Genomic DNA, 20,768 nt, shown 5'->3' on the forward strand with positions numbered 1-20,768 from the left:
ATTCTCTCAGAGCCTGGCACACACTATCGAAGATCATTACGCAGCAACGGGTTCCGCGCGGCTGCGTTCTGTGAATCTTCCGAGTTGTCGTCGATGACATCCGACGCTGCCTCAGCGACAGTCCGGTCGGACCGCCGATATGGTCTCCAAGTAGGCAGCGACTGCGGACGCCGTTGAACACTGCGACAGGTCACCTGATTTAGTGGTGATTTCGTGGGGAAAATAAGTCAGGCCCGGTTCCGAAGATATCTTCGGAACCCGGCCTGACCTGCACATATTGTGGAGCTAAGGGGAATCGAACCCCTGACCTTCTCGATGCGAACGAGACGCGCTACCAACTGCGCTATAGCCCCGTGCGGCTCTGGCGAACCGCGCTGTGACACTGTATCAGGCGTTCCGCTCCGATACCGAATCGGTACTCTGACCTGCTGTTCTGCGTGGTTGCACCAGTTACTCGCCGACGGCGCGGCCGAGGTCCTCGACCCGGGTGCGCAAGGCGCGGGAGGTGGCTGGATCGAAGGTCTCGAGGTACTCGAACACCGGATCCTCGTCGTCGGTGTCGAGCAAGGTGGAGCGGCGACGCAAGGCTCGGGCGGTGTCGCGATCCATGGTGCGCCGAGTGGTCGCCGCCTCGGGGGTGGCGGTGGCCTCGCGACGTTTGCCGCGGATCAGGCGGGCGGCGCGGCGGCGGCGGATCTCCTCCTCCACCTGCACCTGCCTGCGCAAGTAGGCCAGGTAGCCGACCAGCACGGCGGTGGTGAGGCCGAAGGCCCACCAGAACAGCGCGTTGAGCAGCAGACCGAAGGCGGCGAACAGGGTGGTGGCGATGATCAGGCCGAGGACGGCGCGCTGCCGGAAGCTGTAGCGGGCGGCGCGCGCGATGGCGTCGGCCTCGGGGTCGTAGCCGCCACGGCCCCGGCGTGAGGGCACGAAGTCCTCGTCGTCGAAGTCGTCGGCGGGTTCGGGGTCGATGTCGTCGAGCCGGGCCGGTGGCGCGGGTGGGATCCGGGCGGCGACGGGCGGGTCTTCCGCCGGGGGCGAGACCGGTTCCGCGGCAGCGTCATCGGCCTCGTCAGCAGCGAGTTCGGCTGCCGCATCGGGCTTTTCGAGTTCCACGTCGATCGGCGAATCGTCGCCGGGCTCGATCGCCGCGTCGCGTTCGGCCATGGCGGTCAGCTTTTCGTCGTCGTCTTCGGTGACGGGCTCATCGGTCGTCATCCGATCCTCCGAATCAGTACGGTGGGGGCGCTTGGTCAGCACACGGGGGCGGTAGTCGGGGTCACTCTCATGACCGCCGGCCGCCCCGATGCGAATCCGTCGTTCGGCCCCGCCACGGTGCAGCACGCGCGTGGCGAGTGCGGCATCGGTGGTGCGGCGGATCCGAGGGTGCCGGTCCGCCAGAATCGGGAACAGGACGAAGACCCACAGCACTACGAGTCCGATCCACAGGATCGAATTCGGCATCGCGGTCATCACCTCCCGTCCCCGCCTGCGTGTTTGTCCATCCGTGGACGCACCACCGACGTCCGTAGGTTAATTCGCGCGCGCCTGCCCATGTGGCAGGCGCGCCGTGCACACCTGCCACATGAGTAACAGAAATTTCACGGCAGTGCCGCTCGACCCTCCCTGACCAGGCGGTCAACCACCGTGCCCATGACCTCTTCGACCGTCAAGCCCACCAGCAGGTGATCACGCCAGGCGCCGTCCACATCGAGGTAGCGGCGCAGCATGCCCTCTTCCCGGAAGCCGACATTGCGCAGGACCGCCTGGCTGGCCAGGTTCTCCGGGCGCACCGTCGCCTCGACGCGATGCAGGCCGACGGGTCCGAAGCAGTGGTCGAGACCGAGCCCGAGCGCGGCCGTCGCCACGCCCTGTCCCCCGAGATCCTTGGCGACCCAGTAGCCGATCCACGCCGAGCGCAGCGCGCCACGCACGATATTGCCGATGGTCAGCTGACCGCTGAACTGCCCATCGACCTCGATGACCAGCGGGATCATCGCGCCCCGGCGCGCCTCGGCCTTGAGACTGGTCCACAGCGCGGGCCAGTTGGAGGCGTGGTTACGCGCCTCCCACGCCCCGCGTCCGGTGGGTTCCCAGCGCTCCAGGTGATCGCGGTCGCGTAGACGGATCCGGCTCCAGGCGGCGGCATCGCGAAACCGCACCGGCCGCAGGGTGACCTGTCCACCGGCCACGACCACCGGACCGAGCCGTGCGGGCCAGCCGGGATGCTGTCCGGCCCGGAATACGTTCATCGACTCCACGTTTCAGCCGCGCTGCGCCAGGAACGCGACCTGAACCTCGTCGCCGGTCCGGAATTCGGTGTCGTCGGGATCGACCACGATCAGGCTGTTGGCCTCGGCCAGGGTCGCCAGCAGGTGGGAGGACCCACCGTTGCCGTTGCCGAGCGGCTGCACCAGATAGTCGCCGGTCGCTTCGTCACGCAGCAGCTGTGCGCGCAGGAAACCCTTACGGCCCGGCATGGACGAGATCGGAGTGATGGTGCGGGCGTTGACGATTCGGCGCATCGGCTGTCGGCGGCCCAGCGCGATCCGGATCAGCGGACGCACCATCACCTCGAACACCACCAGCGCGCTCACCGGATTCGCCGGGAGCAGGAAGGTCGGCACCTCGTCGCGGCCGAGGCGTCCGAAGCCCTGCACCGAGCCCGGATGCATCGCCACCCGGTCGACCTCGAGCTCACCGAGCCCGTCGAGCGCCTCGCGCACCTGATCCGAGGCCCAGCCGCCGACCGCGCCCGCGATCACCACCACCTCCGAGCGCACCAGCTGGCCCTCGACCACATCACGCAGGCGACGCGGATCGGCGCTGACGATGCCGACGCGGTTCACGTCGGCACCGGCATCACGCGCGGCCGCGGCCAGCGCGTAGGAGTTCACGTCGTAGACCTGACCGGGGCCAGGGGTGCGATCGATATCGATCAGCTCGCCACCGATCGAGATCACCGACAGCCGGGGGCGCGGGTGCACGAGCACCTTGTCCTGGCCGACCGCGGCGAGCAGACCCACCTGGGCAGCGCCGATGATCGTGCCCGCGCGCACGGCCACGTCGCCGGGCTGGACGTCGTCACCGACGCGGCGCACGTAGTCGCCGGAACGCACGGCCTCGAAGACCTTGATCCTGGCGCGGCCGCCGTCGGTGAAGTCCAGCGGCAGGACGGCGTCGGCGAGGGTCGGCAGCGGCGCGCCGGTGTCGACGCGCACGGTCTGGCGCGGCTGCAACCGGATCGGCTGGCGCGAACCGGCGACAACTTCGCCGACCACCGGCAGGGTGAGGTCGATCAGTTCGTCGTTCTCGTCGCGCACATCGGTGCCCGCGGCGGCCACGTCGACGCTGCGCACCGCGTAGCCGTCGATGGCGGCCTGATCGAAACCGGGCAGCGGCCGTTCGGAGACGACGTCCTCCGCGCACAACAAACCCTGGGCCTCGGAGATCGCCACCCGGACCGGCCGGGGCGCGACCGCGGCCGCGGTGACCTTGATCAGCTGATCCTCCACCGAGCGCATCGGTCGCTTCGCTCCTTCGCTGTCTCGCTCCACCATCGCGGCAGCCGGGCCCTACGCGTCCGGGGACTGCGGGTCCCATTCCGGGCCGAGCCGAAACTTCAGCCACTCGCGCAGTTGCGGACCGTATTCCTCCCGCTCGAGGGCGAAATCCACGGCAGCTCGAAGATAACCGCCCGGGTTGCCCAAATCGTGGCGCGACCCACGGTGGACCACGACGTGCACCGGATGACCCTCGGCGATCAGCAGGGCGATGGCGTCGGTGAGCTGCAGTTCTCCGCCCGCGCCCGGCGTGATGCGGCGCAGTGCGTCGAAGATCACCCGATCGAGCAGATAGCGGCCCGCGGCGGCCAGCGTCGATGGCGCGTCGGCCAGCGCGGGCTTCTCGACCATGCCCCGCACCCGCAGCACGTCGACCTCGGCGCCGTCGGCCAGCTCCTCGACATCGAAGACGCCATAGGCGCTGACCTGGTCTTTCGGCACATCGATGGCACACAGCACCGAGCCGCCGCGCTCGCGGCGCACCCGGTTCATCGTCTCGAGCACGCCACACGGCAGCACCAGATCGTCGGGCAGCAGCACCGCGATGGCGTCCTCGTCGGCGTCGAGCACCGCCTCGGACTGGGCCACCGCGTGTCCGAGCCCGAGCGGCTCCTCTTGGACCACCGAGGTCACATCGAGCAGACCCGGTGCCTTGCGGACCTTCTCCAGCAGCGCGAACTTCCCGCGCTCGGCCAGCGTGCTCTCCAGCACCAGATCCTCGACGAAATGCGCGACCACACCGTCCTTGCCGGGCGAGGTCACGATCACCAGCCGGTCGGCGCCGGATTCGGCGGCTTCCGCGGCGACCAGTTCGATGCCGGGAGTGTCGACCACCGGCAGCAATTCCTTGGGCACCGTCTTGGTCGCAGGCAGAAACCGCGTCCCGAGTCCGGCCGCGGGAACCACCGCAGTGCGGAAACCGGAAGTCTTGTCTGTCATGCGCATACCCTATCCACTCCGCGGGCCGTCCGATCGCCCTGTCGCGACGATCCGGCGTCGGCAAGAGCTTAGGGTGGTCGCTGTGGAGATGCCCGGTGAGCGCACGAAATATGCCTGGCGCACCCAGGTCCTGGCCGAGCGGGCACGGGTCGGCGCGGCCGTACACGCCGCCGAAGCGGCCGCGCTGGCCGCCGCGGCAGGCCTGCTGGCCGGGGCTGATGAGGTCGTGTGCGCCTATGTGCCGATCCGCGGCGAGCCCGGCGATCTGCGGATGCTCGACGCGCTGCGGGTGGCGGGTGCCACAGTGTTGCTGCCGGTCACCGGCGAGCCGGGACCCCTGTGCTGGGCGCGGTACGGGGGCGCCGATTCCCTGCGAAAGGCCCGCTTCGGCCTGCTCGAACCGACCGCGCCGAGCCTGCCCCCGGAGACTGTGAGCGAGGCCGCGACGATCCTGGTTCCCGCGCTCGCGGTGGACCGGCGCGGGGTGCGGCTCGGGCGCGGCGCGGGCTACTACGACCGCACGCTGGGCGCCGCGCGCGCCGACACGCGGTTGATCGCGGTCGTCCGCGACGCCGAGCTGGTCGACCGGCTGCCCGAGGAGGCGCACGACCGTCGGATGGGCTGGGCGCTCACCCCGGGCGGCGGACTGGACGAACTGGGGTGCGACCTCGGCGTTTCGCCGGAATGAAACCGCGATTGGCGACGTTGGCACTGTCGGCGGTAGAGTGCTAGATCGACGAGAACCCGCGGAGGATCCTGTGCCAACTTATTCGTACGCGTGCACCGAGTGTGACAACCGCTTCGACATTGTTCAGTCCTTCTCCGACGATGCGCTGACGGTGTGCCCGCAGTGCTCCGGAAAGCTGCGCAAGCTGTTCAACTCGGTCGGCATCGTCTTCAAGGGCAGCGGTTTCTACCGCACCGACAGCCGTGGTGGCGCGTCCACCGCCAGCGAACCGGCCAAGTCCTCGTCGGACTCCAACGGCAGTAGCGGCATCGGCGACGGCAGCTCCTCGACCGGGTCCAGCACCAGCTCGGCACCCGCCGCCGCCAGCTGATTTCCGCACAGTTGTCCACAGCCCCGTAGTTGTCCACAGGCGGGGTTTTCGAGCGCTCCGCTCCCCCGCCGCACTCCTAGGCTTCGAGCATGACTCGCAGTCTCGCCGATCTGGGCCGCGGCAGTTCCTGGCGCTTCGCCCTCGGTAACCGTCCGGCCTGGGCCGATGCCTTGCTCGTCCGGCGGATCGCCGCCGCGGCGCTCGCGTTGGTGGCCCTGGCACTGTTCATCCGTGGCGATCCCGGCGGCGCCAGAGTGGCGGTCGTGGTCGCCGCCACCGATCTGGCGCCCGGCAGGCTGCTCACCGCCGCCGACCTGCGGGTCGACCACTACGAATCCCGTTCGCTGCCCACCGGTTTCGTCGTCGACACCGCTGACCTGGTCGGCGCGACGCTGACCGGTGCGATGCGCTCGGGCGAGACCTTCACCGACCTCCGGGTGGTCGGGCCACGGCTGGCCGCGGCCGCCGCCGGCAGTACCGACGCGCGGATCGTGCCGATCCGGTTGGCCGACTCCGCGGTGGCCGAGGTGTTGCGCGCGGGCGATCGGGTCGATGTGATCGGGGTCGAGGATGCCGGTGGACCCGGCGCGACGAGACCGGCCCGCACCCTCGCCACCGATGCCGCCGTCGTGCTCGTCACCGGCCACGCCGATCGGCGCGCTGGCACGGAACGGGTGGTCCTGGTCGCGCTGGACGGTGAATACGCGACCGCGGTCGCCGGTGCCTCGCTGCGGACCGCGCTCACCGTCGTCTTCCATTGAACGCCCCGATCAGGCCGCGCACGGGAAGTTCGCGCGAAATTTGCCGCAACTCTGGTTAGCATCACACACGAACCAAGCACGACCGTTTCGCACATTCGAGTTGGAGCGCAGCGCCTCGGGCCAGCTCCTGTACGAAGGAGACATCGGCAATGCTCAAAGGTTTCAAGGATTTCCTGCTCCGCGGCAATGTGGTCGATTTGGCGGTCGCCGTCGTCATCGGCACGGCGTTCGTCGCGATCGTCACCGCGTTCACCGACGGCATCATCAATCCACTGCTCGCGGTTTTCGGCGGTACCAATGACATGGGCCTCGGCTTCCAGCTGATCGCCGACAAACCCGCCACCTTCATCGAAGTCGGTCCCATCATCACCGCGGCGATCAACTTCGTACTCATCGCGGCGATCCTGTACTTCGTGCTGGTGCTGCCCGCGACCGCGGCGAAGAAGCGATTCTCCTCCAAGGAGGACTTCACCGACAACCAGCTGCTGCAGCAGATTCGCGACCTGATGCTCGAGCAGCAGCGCAGCGGCGGTGGCAGGCACGAGAACTGAGCGGGACTCACCAATAGCATTGCCGGACAACACGATTGGGCCACGCCGCAGCGGAGCCCAATCGTGTTCGCGTCTCAGCCCAGGCTGAACGGCTGACCCCACAGGGTCACCCAGCTGATCACGTTGTCGGTCTCCACCTCGACGCTCACGAACGAGCGCGCTTGGGCGTAGCCGCCGCAGCCGGACAGGCCGATGGTCTCGTCGGCCCAGGTCACCGAACCTGAACCGCCCTGGAATGCGTTGCGGGTCCGATGGGATTCATTGCCGTAGTCGTCGGCCATCTCGAGGTCGAGGACGTAGAAGGACTTGGTCTGGCCGGGGCCGAGCGTGAGCGATCCACCGCCGAGGCCCACCGCGGCGCCGGCGGAGTCGCCCGCGCCCTCGGTCGACGCGCCACCACCCGCGATGTTGACCTGGCAGCCGACGGTGTAGCCGGGGAATATCTTTCCGGCGCCACCACCCGACACCGTCACCTGCGCGCTGCCCGACACCCACGCATTACGGTGCGCGGGCGTAGATCCCATCGACGGATTGATGTTCGCGGACTCCCCGACCATGCTGATGTCGACGACAGTGCCGTCGGACAGGGTCTTGCTGATGTGCCCGCCGGGCAGCGGAATGAAGGTGTCGGCATTGGCCGCACCCGTGGAGAACAAGCCCAGTGCCACGGTCGCCGCGGCGGTGAGACCGGCCGCGCGCGCCATGTTTTTCACAGTGATCATCACAGTTGACCCCTCGAGGGTGAATTCGTGTGAGCTAGCGAGAATTTCATCGACGCGACCCTGGCTCAGCCGATGCTGAAAGGCATTCCGTAGAGGGTGGTCTTCGAGTAGTGGTCACCGATGATCTCGACGACCGTGTACGCCCGGGCCTGGGCGTAGCCAGCGCACCCCTGGATCTGGATCTCGGCGTCCTGATAATCCACCGAGTAGACACCCGGCTTCAGAATGTCCTTGGAACTGATCTGCACGAAGGCTACGTCGCCGGGGCCGAGATTCAGGCCGATCGAGGCCTCACCCAGTGGCCCGTTGCTGTCCACACCGACCGCGGCCTGGGCGCCGATCGCGTCGTCGCCGATGCTCACCTGGCAGCCGACGATATAGCCCGTATTCAGCTGTGATGCACCGTGAGTCGAGGAATTGTTGGAACCGGGACGGTTGGACGGACCGTTCCACGGGCCCACCTCACCTTCCGGCGTGACCTCCACATCGGCGCGCGCACTGCCCGAAACCCAGACGACGCGGCCCGCGCCGTTGGCGGCCAGCGACGGCGAGATGACAGCATGCTCGCCGGTACGACTCAGGGTGACGCCGGGACCGTTCTTGTGGCCGTCCGGCAACGGCACGAAGGTATCCGCGTTGGCGGCACCGGCCGACAGCAGGCCGATCGTCACGGCCGCGGCGGCGGCAACGCCCCATGCGCCCGAACGCATGCGGTTGATGCGGTTCTCGCTCATTCTTCCCCTCGGGTTCACGCAAAGTGACCTCGACCGTCGAGGCCGATATCTGAGCTGCGCCCGGACCCAGCTGGGGTGTGTCACATGGACAGGCACCGCTGGCAACAGGGCAGACGCGCCCTGCCGGGAGGTGGATCGAGAAAGACAAGCGACTGCGAGGCAGTCGATTCGCCACAAACATAATGAGGCGACCCGCCATTGTCCAGTGCACCGACAATGCCGGAGACAGCACAACGGGCCGGTCGCGAGAAGCGACCGGCCCGTTGTGGTTCGAGAATCGAACAGATCAGCCGAGGCTGAACGGCTGACCCCACAGGGTCACCCAGCTGATCACGTTGTCGGTCTCGACCTCGACGCTCACGAAGGAACGAGCCTGCGCGTAGCCGGCACAGCCGGACAGGCCGATGGTCGTGTCCGACCAGGTCACCGAGCCACTGCCATCGGTGAACTTGTTGCTCTTGCTGTGCGATTCGCTGCCGTAGTCGTCGGCCTTCTCCAGGTCGAGGACGTAGAACGAAGCCGCCTGGCCGGGGCCGAGCGAGAGCTCGCCGCCGGTGCCGACGCCACCGCCGGCATTGCCCTCCCAGTCACTTTCGACCGAGCCGTCGCCGGAGACGCCGCCGCCGGCGATGTTGACCTGGCAGCCCACGGTGTAGCCCGGCAGGATCTTGCCGCTGCCACCGCCGGAGACGGTGACCTGCGCGCTACCGGAGACCCACGCGTTGCGGTGCACGGGGGTGGCACCCATCGACGGGCTGATGTTGGCCGACTCGCCGACCAGCTTGATGTTGACGACGGTCCCGTCGGACAGCGTCTTGGTGATGTCGCCGCCCGGCAGGGGTACGAAGGTGTCGGCATTGGCCGCACCCGTGGAGAACAGGCCGACGGCCACGGTGGCCGCGGCGCTGACGCCCGCCACCTTCGCCATGAACTTACGGTTGATCATAGGATTTGTCCCTCGAGGATTGAGTTCGCCGCAGCGAGAAGAAGATTCGTACAGTTCGAAAGACGTCAGCCGATGCTGAACGGCATACCGTAGAGGGTGGTCTTCGAGTAGTGGTCGCCGATGATCTCGACCACGGTGTACGCCCGGGCCTGCGCGTAACCCGCGCAGCCCTGGATCTCGATCTCGGCGTCCTGGTAATCGATGGCGTAGGTGCCCGCCTTCAGGATGTCCTTCGAAGAGATCTGCACGAACTTGACCTCGCCCGGGCCGAGGTTCACGCCGATCGAGCCGCCGGCGGTCACGCCACCGGTGCTCACGCCACCGGAAACACCGGCGCCGATCGCGTCGTCGGCGATGCTCACCTGGCAACCGACGATGTAGCCGGTGTTCAGCTGCGAGGCGCCGTGGGTGGAGGAGTTGTTCGTGCCGGGGTTGCCGGCCGGGCCGTTCCAGGGGCCGACCTCGCCCTCGGGGGTTTCATTGACCTCGGCGATCGCGGATCCCGAAACCCAGACGACGCGACCCGCGCCGTTGGCGGCCAGCGACGGCGAGATCAGGGCGGATTCGCCGGTTCGGGTGATGGTCACGCCCGAAGGTCCAACCTTCTGGCCGTCCGGCAACGGCACGAAGGTATCGGCGTTGGCGGCACCGGTCGACAGCAGGCCGATGGCCATGGCGGCCGCGGCAGCGCCGACGCCCGCGGCACGGGCGCCGCGGCGCACACCGGTGGTGCGGTTCTCGCTCATACTTCCCCTCATCAGTGTCTAACAGCCGATCTCGACTTTCGAGACCGGACAAGTGGACCTCACAGGCCCAGCTCAGTGTGTCTCCCATTTGTTGCCGTTACGTAACCAACTGTTATTTTGACGATACGGCCGGGGCCGGTGTGGCGAACCCGAGCCAGGGCTCCACCGGGTGGTTCAACGCACAGAAGCGGGGACTGCGAGTACCAATGGTTGGTGGCTCGATGGCGAACATTAAACGCTGTGCGGGTGTCGTAGCAACGAAACAGTTCGTAAATTTCAACGCGCACTTACGCACAAGTGCGCACATGGCCACATGCTGTGACATGCATAAATAGGGTTGCGAAGGTGTGTGTCAACGGGGATGGACCGAAGTTGACTACCGACCAGTACCGAACCCGCACACGACAAAGGACCACGCTTTCGCGTGGTCCAGAACAATTGTCATCGATTCGCCATACCGCCGAAAACGCCAATTCGACGGGGCTCTATCTACGTAGCGGCTACGTAGATAACGGAGCGGTCACCCGTGGTGCGGCGGAATCTGAGACCGCAACCATTCATCGCCTTCGGTGCCCCGCACATCCTCTCCGCGCTCGTCGCCGCTCGTGTCGGGCAGCACCTCACCGAAGATCCGCGCGACCCGCGCCGTCTCCGCCGCCTTGCGCCGCAGCGCTTCGGCGGCGTCGGCGGACGCCTGCTCGGAACTCACTCGTCGAGCCCCGACAATTCGCCGATCACCCGGCTCGCCAGCGGGCCGAGGGTCGCCATGCCATCGCGGATCGCCGAGCGGGTACCCGGCAGGTTCACCACGAGCGTGCTGCCGGAGATCCCGGCGACACCGCGCGAGAGACCGGCGTCGAGCGAACCGGCCACCCGGCCCGAGGCACGCAGCGCCTCGGTGATGCCGGGCAGCTCCCGGTCGAGCACCTGCGCGGTGGCCTCCGGGGTGACGTCACGGGGGGACATACCGGTGCCGCCGACCGAGATCACCAGGTCGACACCGCCGATCACCGCGGTGTTGAGGGCATTGCGGATCTCGACCTCTTCGGCCTGCACCGTCACCGAGGCGTCGACCAGGAAGCCTGCCTCGCTGAGCAGTTCGGTGACGAGGGGGCCGAATGAATCCACGCCGCCATGAGCCGTTCGATCGTCGACGACCACAACCAGTGCACGCCCTGCCACGGGAGCATCGATGTCCATGGTCATCACCGTAGCGCCTACACACGACAGTGCCGCGTTCGATCGCATCATCGACCCCCCTCCGCTGCCGCGGCGGTGAGCGTGACCTCGACGGTCGTGGTGTTACCGCCCTGTTCGTCGGTATAGGTGACTGACACCTTGTCTCCTGGCTGGTGGGATCGGACGGCGGCGATCAGCGCGTCGCCGGTATCGATGGGTCGGTCGTCGAGGCGGGTGATGACCGCGCCCGCCGGGATGCCCGCCTGGTCGGCGGGCCCGTCGGGCGTGGCCTCGAGCACCCGCGCGACGGAGTCCTGGGGTCGCAGTTTGACGCCGATCTGGGCGTAGGTGGCCTGTCCGGTCTTGATCAGCTCGTCGGCGACGCGGCGCGCCTGGTCGACCGGGATCGCGAAGCCGAGGCCGATCGAGCCGCTCTGTGCCCCCGCGGCCTCGCCGCCGAGGCTGGCGATCGCGGTGTTGATGCCGATCAGCCTGCCCTCGCCGTCGACGAGGGCGCCGCCGGAGTTGCCGGGGTTGATCGCGGCATCGGTCTGGATCGCGTCGATCACCGGGTTCACCTGGCTCGGGGTGCCCTCGCCGCTGGTGGAGACCGGTCGATTGAGCGCGGAGACGATGCCGGTGGTGACCGTGCCCGCCAGGCCGAGCGGAGAACCGATCGCGATCACCGGCTGGCCGACCGCGAGCCCCTCGGAGGTGCCGAGTTCGATCGGGGTGAGCCCGGTCTTGCCGCTGACCTTGATCACGGCCAGATCCGAGACCGGGTCGGCGCCGACCATGGTGGCGGGGGCGGTGCTGCCGTCGCTGAAGACCACTTCCATCTTCGCCGAGGCGCCCGCACCGGCGGCGACGTGATTGTTGGTGAGAATCAGCCCGTCCGAGGACAGCACCACCCCCGAACCCTCGCCGGCGGCCCTGGTGCCCGCCACCTTGATCATCACGACGCTGGGCAGCACCCGCTGCGCCACCGCCTGGGTCGACCCGGCGGGCGCGTTGGCGACATTGTTCAGCGCGGGCCTGGGGGCCTCGAGCGCGTTGGTCACCTGCGCCGAATCCGAGTTGGCCGCCAGCACGCCGACGGCGCCACCGACACCACCGCTGACCAGGGCCAGCGCGGCCGCGCCCGCGACCAGACCGAGCCGCAAGGGCTTGCGCGGCGGGTTCGCCGCCGCAGCGGCACCGAATGCTTGCGGACCGGGGCCGTAAGGCGGTGCGGCGCCGTAGGGCGGCTGACCGCCATGGCCCGCGGCGGTCGGTGGATATCCGGCCGGACCCGTTCCCGGCCCGCCGGACTGTGGTGGACCGAATGCCGGAGGCCCGGAGTGTGGCTGAACAGGATGATCCGCGCCCATACCTGCGCCGCTGGGCTGGTCAGCAGAGTACTGCTGGGGATCGTCGGTCATGGTGTCTGTCTCCTCACGCTTGCTGACCAGCTTGCTGGCGACGACTGAGAAGCTCCTGAGATCGGCCCGTCAGTTCACCGTGACTGTGCGCCGATCATCCGGCCGACTCGGGATCCTCGGGCACCGAAGGCGCTTCACCGGGCAGCACGATCCGCACCAGGGCACCACCGCGATCGGAGGTGTCGACCGCGATCGTGCCACCGTGTTTGGTCACCACCTGCTTCACGATCGCCAACCCGAGCCCGGAACCGGGCATCGACCGAGAGGCGGTGGTGCGGTAGAACCGCTCGAAGACCAGTTCGCGTTCGGCCATGGGGATGCCGGGACCGGCGTCGGTGACCGCGAGCTCGAGCAGACCCGGCCCGGCCGGGCGCATGGTGATGCGCACTTCGGCATCGGGCGGACTCCACTTGGCCGCGTTGTCGAGCACGTTGAGCACAGCGCGTTCCAGCCCGGCCTCGTGGCCGTAGACGAACCACGGTCGCAGTTCGGCGGTGAAGGTGATGCCGGTACCCCGGCGCCGCGCCCGCTCCAGCGCCCGCTCGGCCACCTCGCCGAGATCGACCCGCTCGTAGACGGTTTCGGGCGCGTCCTCCCTGGCCAGGTCGACCAGGTCACCAACCAGGGTGGACAGCTCCTCGATCTGGGCGACCACATCGGCGCGTAGCTCGGCCATGTCCTCGTCGGGCAGCCGGGGCGCGCCCGGTCTGCCGGAGGCGATGAGGAGCTCCATATTGGTACGTAGCGACGTCAGCGGGGTGCGTAGTTCGTGGCCCGCGTCGGCGACGAGCCGACGCTGGCGGTCGCGGGATTCGGCCAGCGCGCGCAGCATGGTGTTGAAACTGTCGGTGAGCCTGGCCAGTTCGTCGTCCCCGGTGACCGGGATCGGGGTCAGGTCGTCGGTGCGCGCGACCCGCTCGGTGGCGGCGGTCAGCCGGGCGATCGGGCGCAGGCCGGTGCGGCCCACCGCGGTACCGGCGGCGGCGGCGAGCACGACACCGCAGGCGCCGACGACGAACAGCAGCCAGGCCAGCCGGTCGAGCACCTCGCGGGTGCGGTAGAGCTTCTGCGAGATGATCAGCGTGGCGCCGCTGTGCGTGCGCGCGGCGAGGACCCGCTGATCACCCACGGTGCGCAGCGAGGAGCTGAGCTTGCCGTCGGCGACGGCGAGCTCCTGCGCGCCGACCGGCGGAATGGTCTGCTGCGGCGGCATGTAGGGCTTGTGATCGTCGTAGATCAGCGCGACACCGACATCGTTGGAGAACAGACCCGCCAGCACGATCGACTGGAAGCCGAGCATCTCGAAATTGTTGTTGATCATCGTCGCCGCGCGCGCCTCGAGCTGGGCGTCGACATCGGCGTAGAGCGAGCGGGCCACCATCGCGTACGCCGCGATCGAGGTCACCGCGACGGCGATGAGCACCACCGAGGCGGCCAGCAGGGTGACCCGCCAGCGCAACGAGACCGAGCGGGTCAGCGGCATCGGCGGCCGCATCTCCCCCGTGTCGGACGAGATGCGCAGGGCCGCGACCGCCGATTCGTTGTGAGCCATGCCCGCCGCCTACGGAGGGGTCTCGCGCAGCACGTAGCCGACGCCGCGCACCGTGTGGATCAGCCGTTCCTCGCCGTCGGCCTCGGTCTTGCGCCGCAAATAGCCGATGTAGACCTCGAGCGCGTTGCCGGAGGTGGGAAAGTCGTAGCCCCAGACCTCCTCGAGGATGCGCCCGCGGGTGAGCACCCGGCGCGGATTGGCCATCAGCATCTCGAGCAAGGAGAACTCGGTGCGAGTGAGGCTGATCGAGCGTTCGCCGCGGGAAACCTCACGGGTCACCGGGTCCAGCGACAGATCAGCGAACACCATCGCCTCCGACGCTTCGCCAGGATCGGGCGTTCGTCGGCGCAGCAACGCGCGCAAACGTGCCAGCAATTCCTCCAACGCGAAAGGTTTCGGCAAATAATCGTCGGCGCCCGCGTCGAGCCCGGCGACCCGTTCGGACACCGAATCGCGCGCGGTCAATACGAGAATCGGCAGATCGTCACCGGTGCTGCGCAGCCTGCGGCACACTTCCAGACCGTCCAGGCGCGGCATCATGACATCGAGCACCAGGGCATCGGGCCTGGATACGGCTACTTTTTCCAGGGCGTCCATACCGTCGACGGCCAGTTCGACGGTGTAGCCGTTGAAGCTCAGCGACCGGCGCAGTGATTCCCGCACGGCGCGATCGTCGTCGACTACCAGAATGCGCATGTGCCCAGTTTGCCGTGGCCGACTGAGAACGTACTGAGAGGGGGCCTCGCGTTGCCCGGCATCATCGTTGTGTCAGCGCATATTCGGCGAATTTCCGCGCGAGTGGTCCGGATTGCCGTTGACCACCCAGCACGGTATCTTCCCTGCGGTAAAAGAAGACCTCCAGTTGGTTCTGCGCTCGCATCGCTCCGCGACCTCCCCGCGCGGGCCTGACGGTCACACGTGGAAGCAGAGGCAACGCACGCGGATGGAACCTGCATCGCGCTCCTGGCAATTCAGCCTGTCCAACTGGTCGGTAACGCGCAAGGTCGGTGTGGTGCTGGTGCTGCCGGTGATGCTCGCGACCGCCTTCGCCGTGCTGCGCATCAACAATGAGCTGCAGACGATGACGCAGCTCGGCGCCGCGTCCGAACAGGCCGCCGTCATCCGTCCCGTCGTCAAATTCGCCACCGCGACCGAACAACTCGCCGTCGCCGCGACGGCCAACTGGGGCGCGATCGCCGACCCACAGACCGACGCCGCCCTCACCACCTACGACCAGGCCCTCGCCGAGGTGCAGAGCGCGCTGCGCTCGGCCCGCATCGATGAGGCCGTCGCCGCCGAGCTCACCGCCGCCACCGCGACCGGTGCCACCCTGCGCAACACCGTGCGCGGTGGCTCCCCCGCGATGGTCGGCGAGCAGACCGACGAGATCGGCGAGCGGATCGGCAACGCGCTGGCCAAGACCCCGCAGGTCGAGGACTTCGTCGTGCAGCGCTACTTCCTGCAGCTGACCGCGCTGCACCAGGCGCGCCGGGTGCTCACCCGCGAGCGCACCCTGGTGGTGCAACCCGACGCGGGCAGCAGCCAGAGCGCCCGCGCCAAGATGCTGATCGAACTCGGCTCCGAGTCGACCATGCTCAAGACCTACGCGATGATCCTGCCGGAGAACGCGGGCAGCCAGGCCGCGCTGCTCGAGGCGGTACAGACCCGGATCAGCGTGTTCAGCCAGAACACCGGCGACCCGACCACCAATGCCGCGGTGCTCAACACCCTGCAGGTCAGCGCCGACACCTACGCCGCCACCATCTCGGCACTGCTCGACAACATCGACCGGACGCTGGAGGAGAACACCGCCGCCGCGCAGACCGGCGCCCTGCGCGAGACCACCCTGGTGCTCGGCATGCTGCTGGCCGGTCTCGCGCTGGCGCTCGCGGTGGCCCGCACACTGGTGGTGCCGGTACGCAGGCTGCGCCGCGACGCGCTCGAGGTCGCGCACGTGAAGCTGCCCGACGAACTGGCCGTGGTGCGCAGCGGCGGCGCGACGCCCGAGATCACCCCGGTGGGCGTGCATTCCACCGACGAGGTCGGCCAGCTCGCCCGCGCCGTCGACGAGATCCACGAGCAGGCGCTCAATCTCGCCGCCGACCAGGCCCGCCTGCGCCTGCAGATCGGCAACATGTTCGAGACGCTGTCGCGGCGCAGCCAGTCGCTGGTCGAGCAGCAGCTCGCGCTGATCGAGGAACTCGAACACGACGAGGACAACCCCACCCGTTTGCAGACGCTGTTCCGCCTCGACCACCTCGCCACCCGCATGCGCCGCAACGGCGACAACCTGCTCGTGCTCGCGGGCACCGTGCTGCGCCGCGGCCACCTGCCGCCGGTCCCGCTGTCGGACATGCTGTGGAGCGCGGTCTCGCAAGTGGAGGACTACCAGCGCGTCGAGATCGGCAACGTGCCCGACGGTGTGGTCGCCGGTGAGTCCGCGGTCGACATCGAGCACCTGCTCGCCGAGCTGATCGACAACGCGCTGCGCTACTCCCCGCCGAGCACCTCGGTGGCGGTCATCGTCGGCCGCGCGGTCGACGGCGGCTACCTGATCGAGATCACCGACCGCGGTCTCGGCATGTCGGCCGACGATCTGCAGACAACCAACGACCGGCTCGCCTCCGGCGGCGAGGTCACCATCGAAACCGCGCGCCGCATGGGTCTTTTCGTGGTCGGCAGGCTCGCCAAGCGGCACACCATCACGGTCAGCTTGCGGCGCACCTCCGGCGCGGCCCCGCAGCCCGGCATCACCGCCAGCGTGCATCTGCCCAGCGCGCTCGTCGCGCCGCCGCCACCGGTCTCAGGTCCGGTCACCGGTCCCAATCCGATCGTCTCGACCGGACCGCACCCGCTGATGTCGTCCCCGATCGGCCCGCACGCGCTGACGCCCGCCGACATCACCGGCCCGAACCCGATCGTCTCGGGGAGCGGCCCGCAGCCGCTCGCGCCCGCGCCGACCGGTCCACACCCGATCGTGCCGACGCCCACCGGCCCGTCGCCCCGGGTGCCCACGCCGACCGGCCCGTCGCCGCTGGTACCGACCGCGGTCGGCCCGCCCGAGCTCGGCAAAGCCCCGCTCACCAGTGCCGGTCTGCCGCAGCGCGTCCCCGCGAGCGTGCCGAGGCCCGCGCCGGAGCCGGTCCGGCGGCCCGAGCCGGTGCCGGTCGAATTCGACGAGCCGGGCGAGCCGACCGGCCTGTGGGCCGAGCACGATACCGACGATCTCCAGGTCCCGGCGACCACAGCACCCACGTCCGACGCCACCGCGCCCACGCCGATCGGCCTGCCACAGCGGCTGCAGGCTCCCGCGCCCGACGCGACGCGGCGCACCGAGTCCGCCGACCGGGCGCCCGTGCCCGTCGATCAACCCTTCGCTCTGATCGACGAACCGGTCGACACCCCGCAGGCACCCACCGAGCCCGAACGTGGACCGCGGCCCGTCGAGCCCGAGCGGGCGCCGCACCCCGCCGAAGCCGACTCGGTACCCACCTCGACCACCCGGCTGCAGCCGGTGACCGGCGCGGCCCCGACCCCGATCTACCAGCGGATGGTCTCGGAATGGCTCGTCGAACCCGCCACCGCCCCTGGCGAATCCGGCGGAAACGGCGCATCGTGGAGTTCCCCCGGTGACGCGGGCTGGTCGGCGGCGGCCAGCGCGGGCAGCCCACCCACGTCCTCACGCACCGTCGGGGGCCTGCCGATCCGTAAGCCGGGCGCCCAATTGGTGCCGGGCGGCTTGTCCCCCGCCGAGGAAGCGGGCGCCCGCGATCCCGAGGAGATCCGCAACAACTTGACCCGACATCTCAGTGGCGTCCGCAGTGGCCGTGCCGAGATCCAGTACAACGACGGAGGCCTCGAATGAGCAACGCGCACCCCACAGACGAGAATCTGAACTGGCTGGTCGCCCGCTTCACCCGAGACGTGCCCGGCGTCTCGCACGCGGTGCTGGTCTCGGCCGACGGATTACTGCAGGCGACCAGTCCGCACCTGCCGTCGGATCGCGCCGAGCAACTGGCCGCGGTGACCGCCGGTCTGGCGAGCCTATCGATGGGCGCGGCGCAGCTGTTCGACGGCGGCAAGGTGATGCAGTCGATCGTGGAGATGCAGCGCGGCTACCTGCTGGTGATGAGCGTGGGCAACGGCTCGCATCTCGCGGTGCTCGCCAACAAGAGTCACGACATCGGCCGGATCGGCTACGAGATGGCGTTGCTCGTCGACCGGGTGGGCTCGGCGGTCACCGCCACCGCCCGCTCCGCCGGCTGAGGTGAGATGTCGAGCCCTTACGGATCCGAAAACCGGCCGACGACCAGGGTCAGGCCCTACGCCCTCACCTCCGGTCGCACCGAACCCGCGGTCGCGCTACCGCTGGAGGCGGTCATCGAGACCGTCTCCTATACCGCGCACATGGACTGGCCCGCAGGAGATCTGCGGACCGAAATCGTGCGACTCGGCACACATCGGCTCTCGGTAGCGGAAATCGCCGCATACCTCGGGCGCCCACTGGGTATGGTCCGGGTGATGATCGGCGATCTGGTAGTCGGCGGGATTCTTCGCGTGCATTCGACGCTGTCCGAACAGGCGAGCTACGACGAACGACGATCACTGATGGAGAGGACTTTGCGTGGACTCCGTGGCCTCTGAGGGCGGCGCACCGATGCGCCCACCGGCACCCGAGCAGCGGGTCGCGTCGACCAAGATCGTCGTGGCCGGCGGATTCGGTGCGGGCAAGACGACTTTCGTCGGTGCGGTGTCGGAGATCGTGCCGCTGCGCACCGAGGCGATGGTGACCCATTTCTCCGACGGCATCGACGATCTCGCCGAGACGCCGGAGAAGGAGACCACCACCGTCGCCATGGACTTCGGCCGCATCGTGCTGCCCGGCAACCTGGTGCTCTACCTGTTCGGCACGCCAGGCCAGAAACGGTTCTGGTTCATGTGGGACGACCTGATCCGCGGCGCCATCGGCGCGGTGGTCCTGATCGATACCCGCAGGCTGGAGGACAGTTTCGCCGCGGTGGACTTCTTCGAGGCACGCGGGCTGCCGTTCCTGATCGCGGTGAACCGCTTCCCCAACGCGCCGCGGTTCCCGATCGCCGAACTGCGCGAGGCGCTCTCGGTGCGCGAGGGAATCCCGATCGTCGACATCGACGCGCGCAACGCCGTCGAAGTCCGTCAGGCACTGGCGGCGGTGACCGAGTACGCCATCGCCCAGCTCGAACCGCAGCAGTTCGAGGGGGCGGGCAGGCGTGGCTGAGGTGCTCGCCGCGACCGGAGCCGACACGTTCGGGCTCGGTTTCGGTGTCGCGCTGCTGGCGTTCGCGCTCTCGGTGCTCGGTGCGCTGGTCGCGTTCGCCTGTGCGCGGCACGCACGGTATTCGGTGCGGTTCCGGGTGCTCTGGCTGACGGTGGCCGCGGTCTCGCTCGGCGGGGTCGGGGTGTGGCTGGCGAATTCGGTGGCACTGCTGGGGCTTCAGGTGCCCGAGGCCCCGATGCGCTACACCGCTGCGCTCGGTGCGGCGGCGCTGGCGATCGCGGTGGTCGCGGTGTTCGCCGGGCTGCTGATCGCCGGACGCGACCCGCAGTTGCCCCGGACGATCGTCGGCGGACTGGTGATGGGCCTCGGGGTGGGCCTGTCCACCTATCTGACTCTGGACGCGCTCGAGGTGCGCGGAACCATCGACCAGTCTCTGATGCTGATCGGTGCGGCGGTGCTGATCTCGATGGTGGTGTGCACGGCGATCCTGCAGGCCTTCCATCTGGTCCGCCGGGCGTGGCTGCGCCCGGTCGTCGCGGTGCTGTTCGCCGGTGGCGTGGCGGCGGTCTACTACACCGCGATCACCGCGCTGACCTTCGAGATCGATCCCGGGCACCGGATGCCGACCGGGTTCACGCTGTTCGACCTGGTGTTCCCGATGCTCGTGCTCGGCGCGCTCGGACTCACCGTGCCGATCACCGCCGTGCTGGTGGCGCCGGATCGGCGCGATCTCGCGCAGCACCATCAGGTGCCTGCCGCGTCCCGGTGACGACAACCAGCTAACGTCCGGTTTGCCTGATTCTTTGCCGTCCTGCGCCCCGCTGCCCATCGTGGGAGAGAACTGCGGCCGACGGCCGAAAACGGCCTCTGAAGTGGCGATGGGCGGGTCCTCCTCCTCAGGAGAACCCGCCCTCCCGCACGAGAGTACATACCGGCCCAGGACTGCGCATCAGTGATCCAGGAATTTTCCTGTGCCGAGAAACAAACCACGAGTTGGTAATTCGACCATCAGCAATCTTCCGGCAAGCTCACCGATCCACTTGACGCAAGTGGCGCGCGTCACATCGTTAACCGGACGATTGCCCTGGCCCCCATAAAGGGGCTGTGAGCAGGCACGACAGTGCCACCGCAAGCCCCCTGGACGCCAGGGCGTTCCGCGGTCGGATCAGAGCTGCGCAGGATCGATGAGTCCCTTGCGCACGGCGCCGATGATGCGGCGCGGCACCTGATATTCGACGCCACCGACGGTGACCGGAACCAGCTGCGGCGCCGCCGCTTTCCACTGCGCGCGCCTGCTGCGAGTGTTCGAGCGCGACATCCTGCGCTTGGGAACCGCCAT

At 68.6% G+C, this 20,768-nt stretch carries 23 protein-coding genes and 1 tRNA gene; 9 read left to right on the forward strand and 15 right to left on the reverse strand.

The annotated features are described in order from the left end of the window. Window positions 1-280 precede the first annotated feature (280 nt). From BOX37_RS28925 to BOX37_RS28945, 5 genes are all read right to left on the reverse strand, one after another. A tRNA-Ala gene (locus BOX37_RS28925) sits at window positions 281-353 on the reverse strand. Window positions 354-450: 97 nt separating this feature from the next. Beyond that, window positions 451-1,464 (reverse strand): divisome protein SepX/GlpR, encoded by a 1,014-nt coding sequence (sepX, locus tag BOX37_RS28930; RefSeq protein ID WP_071931966.1) that lies wholly within the window; start codon window positions 1,462-1,464, stop codon window positions 451-453. A 137-nt stretch (window positions 1,465-1,601) separates the two neighbouring features. After that, window positions 1,602-2,252, reverse strand: coding sequence for a GNAT family N-acetyltransferase (locus tag BOX37_RS28935; RefSeq protein WP_071931967.1), 651 nt, complete (start codon window positions 2,250-2,252; stop codon window positions 1,602-1,604). A 12-nt stretch (window positions 2,253-2,264) separates the two neighbouring features. Next, complete coding sequence (glp, locus tag BOX37_RS28940; protein WP_071930380.1) at window positions 2,265-3,524, reverse strand: molybdotransferase-like divisome protein Glp; 1,260 nt, start codon at window positions 3,522-3,524, stop codon at window positions 2,265-2,267. Window positions 3,525-3,575: 51 nt separating this feature from the next. Beyond that, a complete protein-coding gene (locus BOX37_RS28945) occupies window positions 3,576-4,502 on the reverse strand; it encodes a UTP--glucose-1-phosphate uridylyltransferase (protein ID WP_071931968.1) in 927 nt (308 codons plus the stop codon). Window positions 4,503-4,590: 88 nt separating this feature from the next. On the opposite strand from BOX37_RS28945, the gene BOX37_RS28950 reads away from it, so the two are divergent. The 4 genes from BOX37_RS28950 to mscL all read left to right on the forward strand — a co-directional run bounded on the left by BOX37_RS28950 (window position 4,591) and on the right by mscL (window position 6,872). Beyond that, a complete protein-coding gene (locus BOX37_RS28950; RefSeq protein WP_071931969.1) occupies window positions 4,591-5,190 on the forward strand; it encodes a 5-formyltetrahydrofolate cyclo-ligase in 600 nt (199 codons plus the stop codon). 70 nt (window positions 5,191-5,260) lie between these two features. Beyond that, window positions 5,261-5,560: an FmdB family zinc ribbon protein gene (locus tag BOX37_RS28955; RefSeq protein ID WP_071930381.1), complete on the forward strand. Its 300-nt coding sequence runs from the start codon at window positions 5,261-5,263 to the stop codon at window positions 5,558-5,560. Window positions 5,561-5,649: 89 nt separating this feature from the next. Beyond that, on the forward strand, window positions 5,650-6,321 hold the full coding sequence (locus BOX37_RS28960) for an SAF domain-containing protein (protein WP_071930382.1): 672 nt from the start codon (window positions 5,650-5,652) through the stop codon (window positions 6,319-6,321). Window positions 6,322-6,470: 149 nt separating this feature from the next. Continuing rightward, window positions 6,471-6,872, forward strand: a complete 402-nt coding sequence (mscL, locus tag BOX37_RS28965; protein ID WP_071930383.1) for a large conductance mechanosensitive channel protein MscL — start codon at window positions 6,471-6,473, stop codon at window positions 6,870-6,872. Between the two features lie 74 nt (window positions 6,873-6,946). On the opposite strand, the gene BOX37_RS28970 is transcribed toward mscL, so the two are convergent. The 9 genes from BOX37_RS28970 to BOX37_RS29010 form a co-directional block, all read right to left on the reverse strand. Then, window positions 6,947-7,594 (reverse strand): MspA family porin, encoded by a 648-nt coding sequence (locus BOX37_RS28970; protein WP_071930384.1) that lies wholly within the window; start codon window positions 7,592-7,594, stop codon window positions 6,947-6,949. Window positions 7,595-7,659: 65 nt separating this feature from the next. After that, a complete protein-coding gene (locus BOX37_RS28975; RefSeq protein ID WP_071930385.1) occupies window positions 7,660-8,328 on the reverse strand; it encodes an MspA family porin in 669 nt (222 codons plus the stop codon). Between the two features lie 286 nt (window positions 8,329-8,614). Further along, the gene (locus BOX37_RS28980) at window positions 8,615-9,274 is read right to left on the reverse strand and encodes an MspA family porin (RefSeq protein WP_071930386.1); all 660 of its coding nucleotides are present in this window, start codon (window positions 9,272-9,274) and stop codon (window positions 8,615-8,617) included. Window positions 9,275-9,339: 65 nt separating this feature from the next. Further along, on the reverse strand, window positions 9,340-10,020 hold the full coding sequence (locus BOX37_RS28985; RefSeq protein ID WP_071930387.1) for an MspA family porin: 681 nt from the start codon (window positions 10,018-10,020) through the stop codon (window positions 9,340-9,342). 520 nt (window positions 10,021-10,540) lie between these two features. Next, window positions 10,541-10,729 (reverse strand): hypothetical protein, encoded by a 189-nt coding sequence (locus BOX37_RS28990; RefSeq protein ID WP_071930388.1) that lies wholly within the window; start codon window positions 10,727-10,729, stop codon window positions 10,541-10,543. Next, entirely contained in the window at window positions 10,726-11,268 is a 543-nt protein-coding gene (locus tag BOX37_RS28995) for a MogA/MoaB family molybdenum cofactor biosynthesis protein (protein ID WP_206045929.1), read from the reverse strand. Before BOX37_RS28995 ends, BOX37_RS28990 begins: the two co-directional genes overlap by 4 nt. After that, window positions 11,268-12,620 (reverse strand): S1C family serine protease, encoded by a 1,353-nt coding sequence (locus tag BOX37_RS29000; protein ID WP_240505094.1) that lies wholly within the window; start codon window positions 12,618-12,620, stop codon window positions 11,268-11,270. Before BOX37_RS29000 ends, BOX37_RS28995 begins: the two co-directional genes overlap by 1 nt. Window positions 12,621-12,714: 94 nt before the next feature. Then, a complete protein-coding gene (locus BOX37_RS29005) occupies window positions 12,715-14,172 on the reverse strand; it encodes a sensor histidine kinase (protein WP_071930391.1) in 1,458 nt (485 codons plus the stop codon). 9 nt (window positions 14,173-14,181) lie between these two features. Next, window positions 14,182-14,868, reverse strand: coding sequence for a response regulator transcription factor (locus BOX37_RS29010; protein WP_071930392.1), 687 nt, complete (start codon window positions 14,866-14,868; stop codon window positions 14,182-14,184). A 247-nt stretch (window positions 14,869-15,115) separates the two neighbouring features. Here BOX37_RS29010 and BOX37_RS29015 point away from each other — a divergent pair, with 247 nt between their 5' ends. From BOX37_RS29015 to BOX37_RS29035, 5 genes are read left to right on the forward strand one after another with little or no spacing between them, the layout of a single operon-like run. Then, the gene (locus BOX37_RS29015) at window positions 15,116-18,037 is read left to right on the forward strand and encodes a sensor histidine kinase (protein ID WP_071930393.1); all 2,922 of its coding nucleotides are present in this window, start codon (window positions 15,116-15,118) and stop codon (window positions 18,035-18,037) included. Then, on the forward strand, window positions 18,034-18,438 hold the full coding sequence (locus BOX37_RS29020) for a roadblock/LC7 domain-containing protein (RefSeq protein ID WP_071930394.1): 405 nt from the start codon (window positions 18,034-18,036) through the stop codon (window positions 18,436-18,438). Before BOX37_RS29015 ends, BOX37_RS29020 begins: the two co-directional genes overlap by 4 nt. A 6-nt stretch (window positions 18,439-18,444) precedes the next feature. Next, the gene (locus BOX37_RS29025; RefSeq protein ID WP_071930395.1) at window positions 18,445-18,816 is read left to right on the forward strand and encodes a DUF742 domain-containing protein; all 372 of its coding nucleotides are present in this window, start codon (window positions 18,445-18,447) and stop codon (window positions 18,814-18,816) included. A gap of 13 nt (window positions 18,817-18,829) precedes the next feature. Next, complete coding sequence (locus BOX37_RS29030) at window positions 18,830-19,429, forward strand: GTP-binding protein (protein WP_071931970.1); 600 nt, start codon at window positions 18,830-18,832, stop codon at window positions 19,427-19,429. After that, window positions 19,422-20,198 carry an MHYT domain-containing protein gene (locus BOX37_RS29035; protein WP_071930396.1) on the forward strand — a complete coding sequence of 259 codons (777 nt, stop codon included), beginning with the start codon at window positions 19,422-19,424 and terminating at the stop codon, window positions 20,196-20,198. Before BOX37_RS29030 ends, BOX37_RS29035 begins: the two co-directional genes overlap by 8 nt. Window positions 20,199-20,594: 396 nt before the next feature. On the opposite strand, the gene rpmF is transcribed toward BOX37_RS29035, so the two are convergent. Further along, window positions 20,595-20,768: a 50S ribosomal protein L32 gene (gene rpmF / locus BOX37_RS29040; protein ID WP_071930397.1), complete on the reverse strand. Its 174-nt coding sequence runs from the start codon at window positions 20,766-20,768 to the stop codon at window positions 20,595-20,597.

The organism is Nocardia mangyaensis (assembly GCF_001886715.1).
In the GTDB taxonomy this organism is placed as follows: Bacteria; Actinomycetota; Actinomycetes; order Mycobacteriales; family Mycobacteriaceae; genus Nocardia; species Nocardia mangyaensis.

Bases quoted from the DNA above. Each gene is read 5' to 3' on its own strand.
- sepX (WP_071931966.1), bottom strand. From the start codon at position 1,464: ATGCCGAATTCGATCCTGTGGATCGGACTCGTAGTGCTGTGGGTCTTC.
- BOX37_RS28935 (WP_071931967.1), bottom strand. From the start codon at position 2,252: ATGAACGTATTCCGGGCCGGACAGCATCCCGGCTGGCCCGCACGGCTC.
- glp (WP_071930380.1), bottom strand. From the start codon at position 3,524: ATGCGCTCGGTGGAGGATCAGCTGATCAAGGTCACCGCGGCCGCGGTC.
- BOX37_RS28945 (WP_071931968.1), bottom strand. From the start codon at position 4,502: ATGACAGACAAGACTTCCGGTTTCCGCACTGCGGTGGTTCCCGCGGCC.
- BOX37_RS28950 (WP_071931969.1), top strand. From the start codon at position 4,591: ATGCCCGGTGAGCGCACGAAATATGCCTGGCGCACCCAGGTCCTGGCC.
- BOX37_RS28960 (WP_071930382.1), top strand. From the start codon at position 5,650: ATGACTCGCAGTCTCGCCGATCTGGGCCGCGGCAGTTCCTGGCGCTTC.
- mscL (WP_071930383.1), top strand. From the start codon at position 6,471: ATGCTCAAAGGTTTCAAGGATTTCCTGCTCCGCGGCAATGTGGTCGAT.
- BOX37_RS28970 (WP_071930384.1), bottom strand. From the start codon at position 7,594: ATGATCACTGTGAAAAACATGGCGCGCGCGGCCGGTCTCACCGCCGCG.
- BOX37_RS28975 (WP_071930385.1), bottom strand. From the start codon at position 8,328: ATGAGCGAGAACCGCATCAACCGCATGCGTTCGGGCGCATGGGGCGTT.
- BOX37_RS28980 (WP_071930386.1), bottom strand. From the start codon at position 9,274: ATGATCAACCGTAAGTTCATGGCGAAGGTGGCGGGCGTCAGCGCCGCG.
- BOX37_RS28985 (WP_071930387.1), bottom strand. From the start codon at position 10,020: ATGAGCGAGAACCGCACCACCGGTGTGCGCCGCGGCGCCCGTGCCGCG.
- BOX37_RS28995 (WP_206045929.1), bottom strand. From the start codon at position 11,268: ATGCGATCGAACGCGGCACTGTCGTGTGTAGGCGCTACGGTGATGACC.
- BOX37_RS29000 (WP_240505094.1), bottom strand. From the start codon at position 12,620: ATGACCGACGATCCCCAGCAGTACTCTGCTGACCAGCCCAGCGGCGCA.
- BOX37_RS29005 (WP_071930391.1), bottom strand. From the start codon at position 14,172: ATGGCTCACAACGAATCGGCGGTCGCGGCCCTGCGCATCTCGTCCGAC.
- BOX37_RS29010 (WP_071930392.1), bottom strand. From the start codon at position 14,868: ATGCGCATTCTGGTAGTCGACGACGATCGCGCCGTGCGGGAATCACTG.
- BOX37_RS29015 (WP_071930393.1), top strand. From the start codon at position 15,116: ATGGAACCTGCATCGCGCTCCTGGCAATTCAGCCTGTCCAACTGGTCG.
- BOX37_RS29020 (WP_071930394.1), top strand. From the start codon at position 18,034: ATGAGCAACGCGCACCCCACAGACGAGAATCTGAACTGGCTGGTCGCC.
- BOX37_RS29025 (WP_071930395.1), top strand. From the start codon at position 18,445: ATGTCGAGCCCTTACGGATCCGAAAACCGGCCGACGACCAGGGTCAGG.
- BOX37_RS29030 (WP_071931970.1), top strand. From the start codon at position 18,830: ATGCGCCCACCGGCACCCGAGCAGCGGGTCGCGTCGACCAAGATCGTC.
- rpmF (WP_071930397.1), bottom strand. From the start codon at position 20,768: ATGGCGGTTCCCAAGCGCAGGATGTCGCGCTCGAACACTCGCAGCAGG.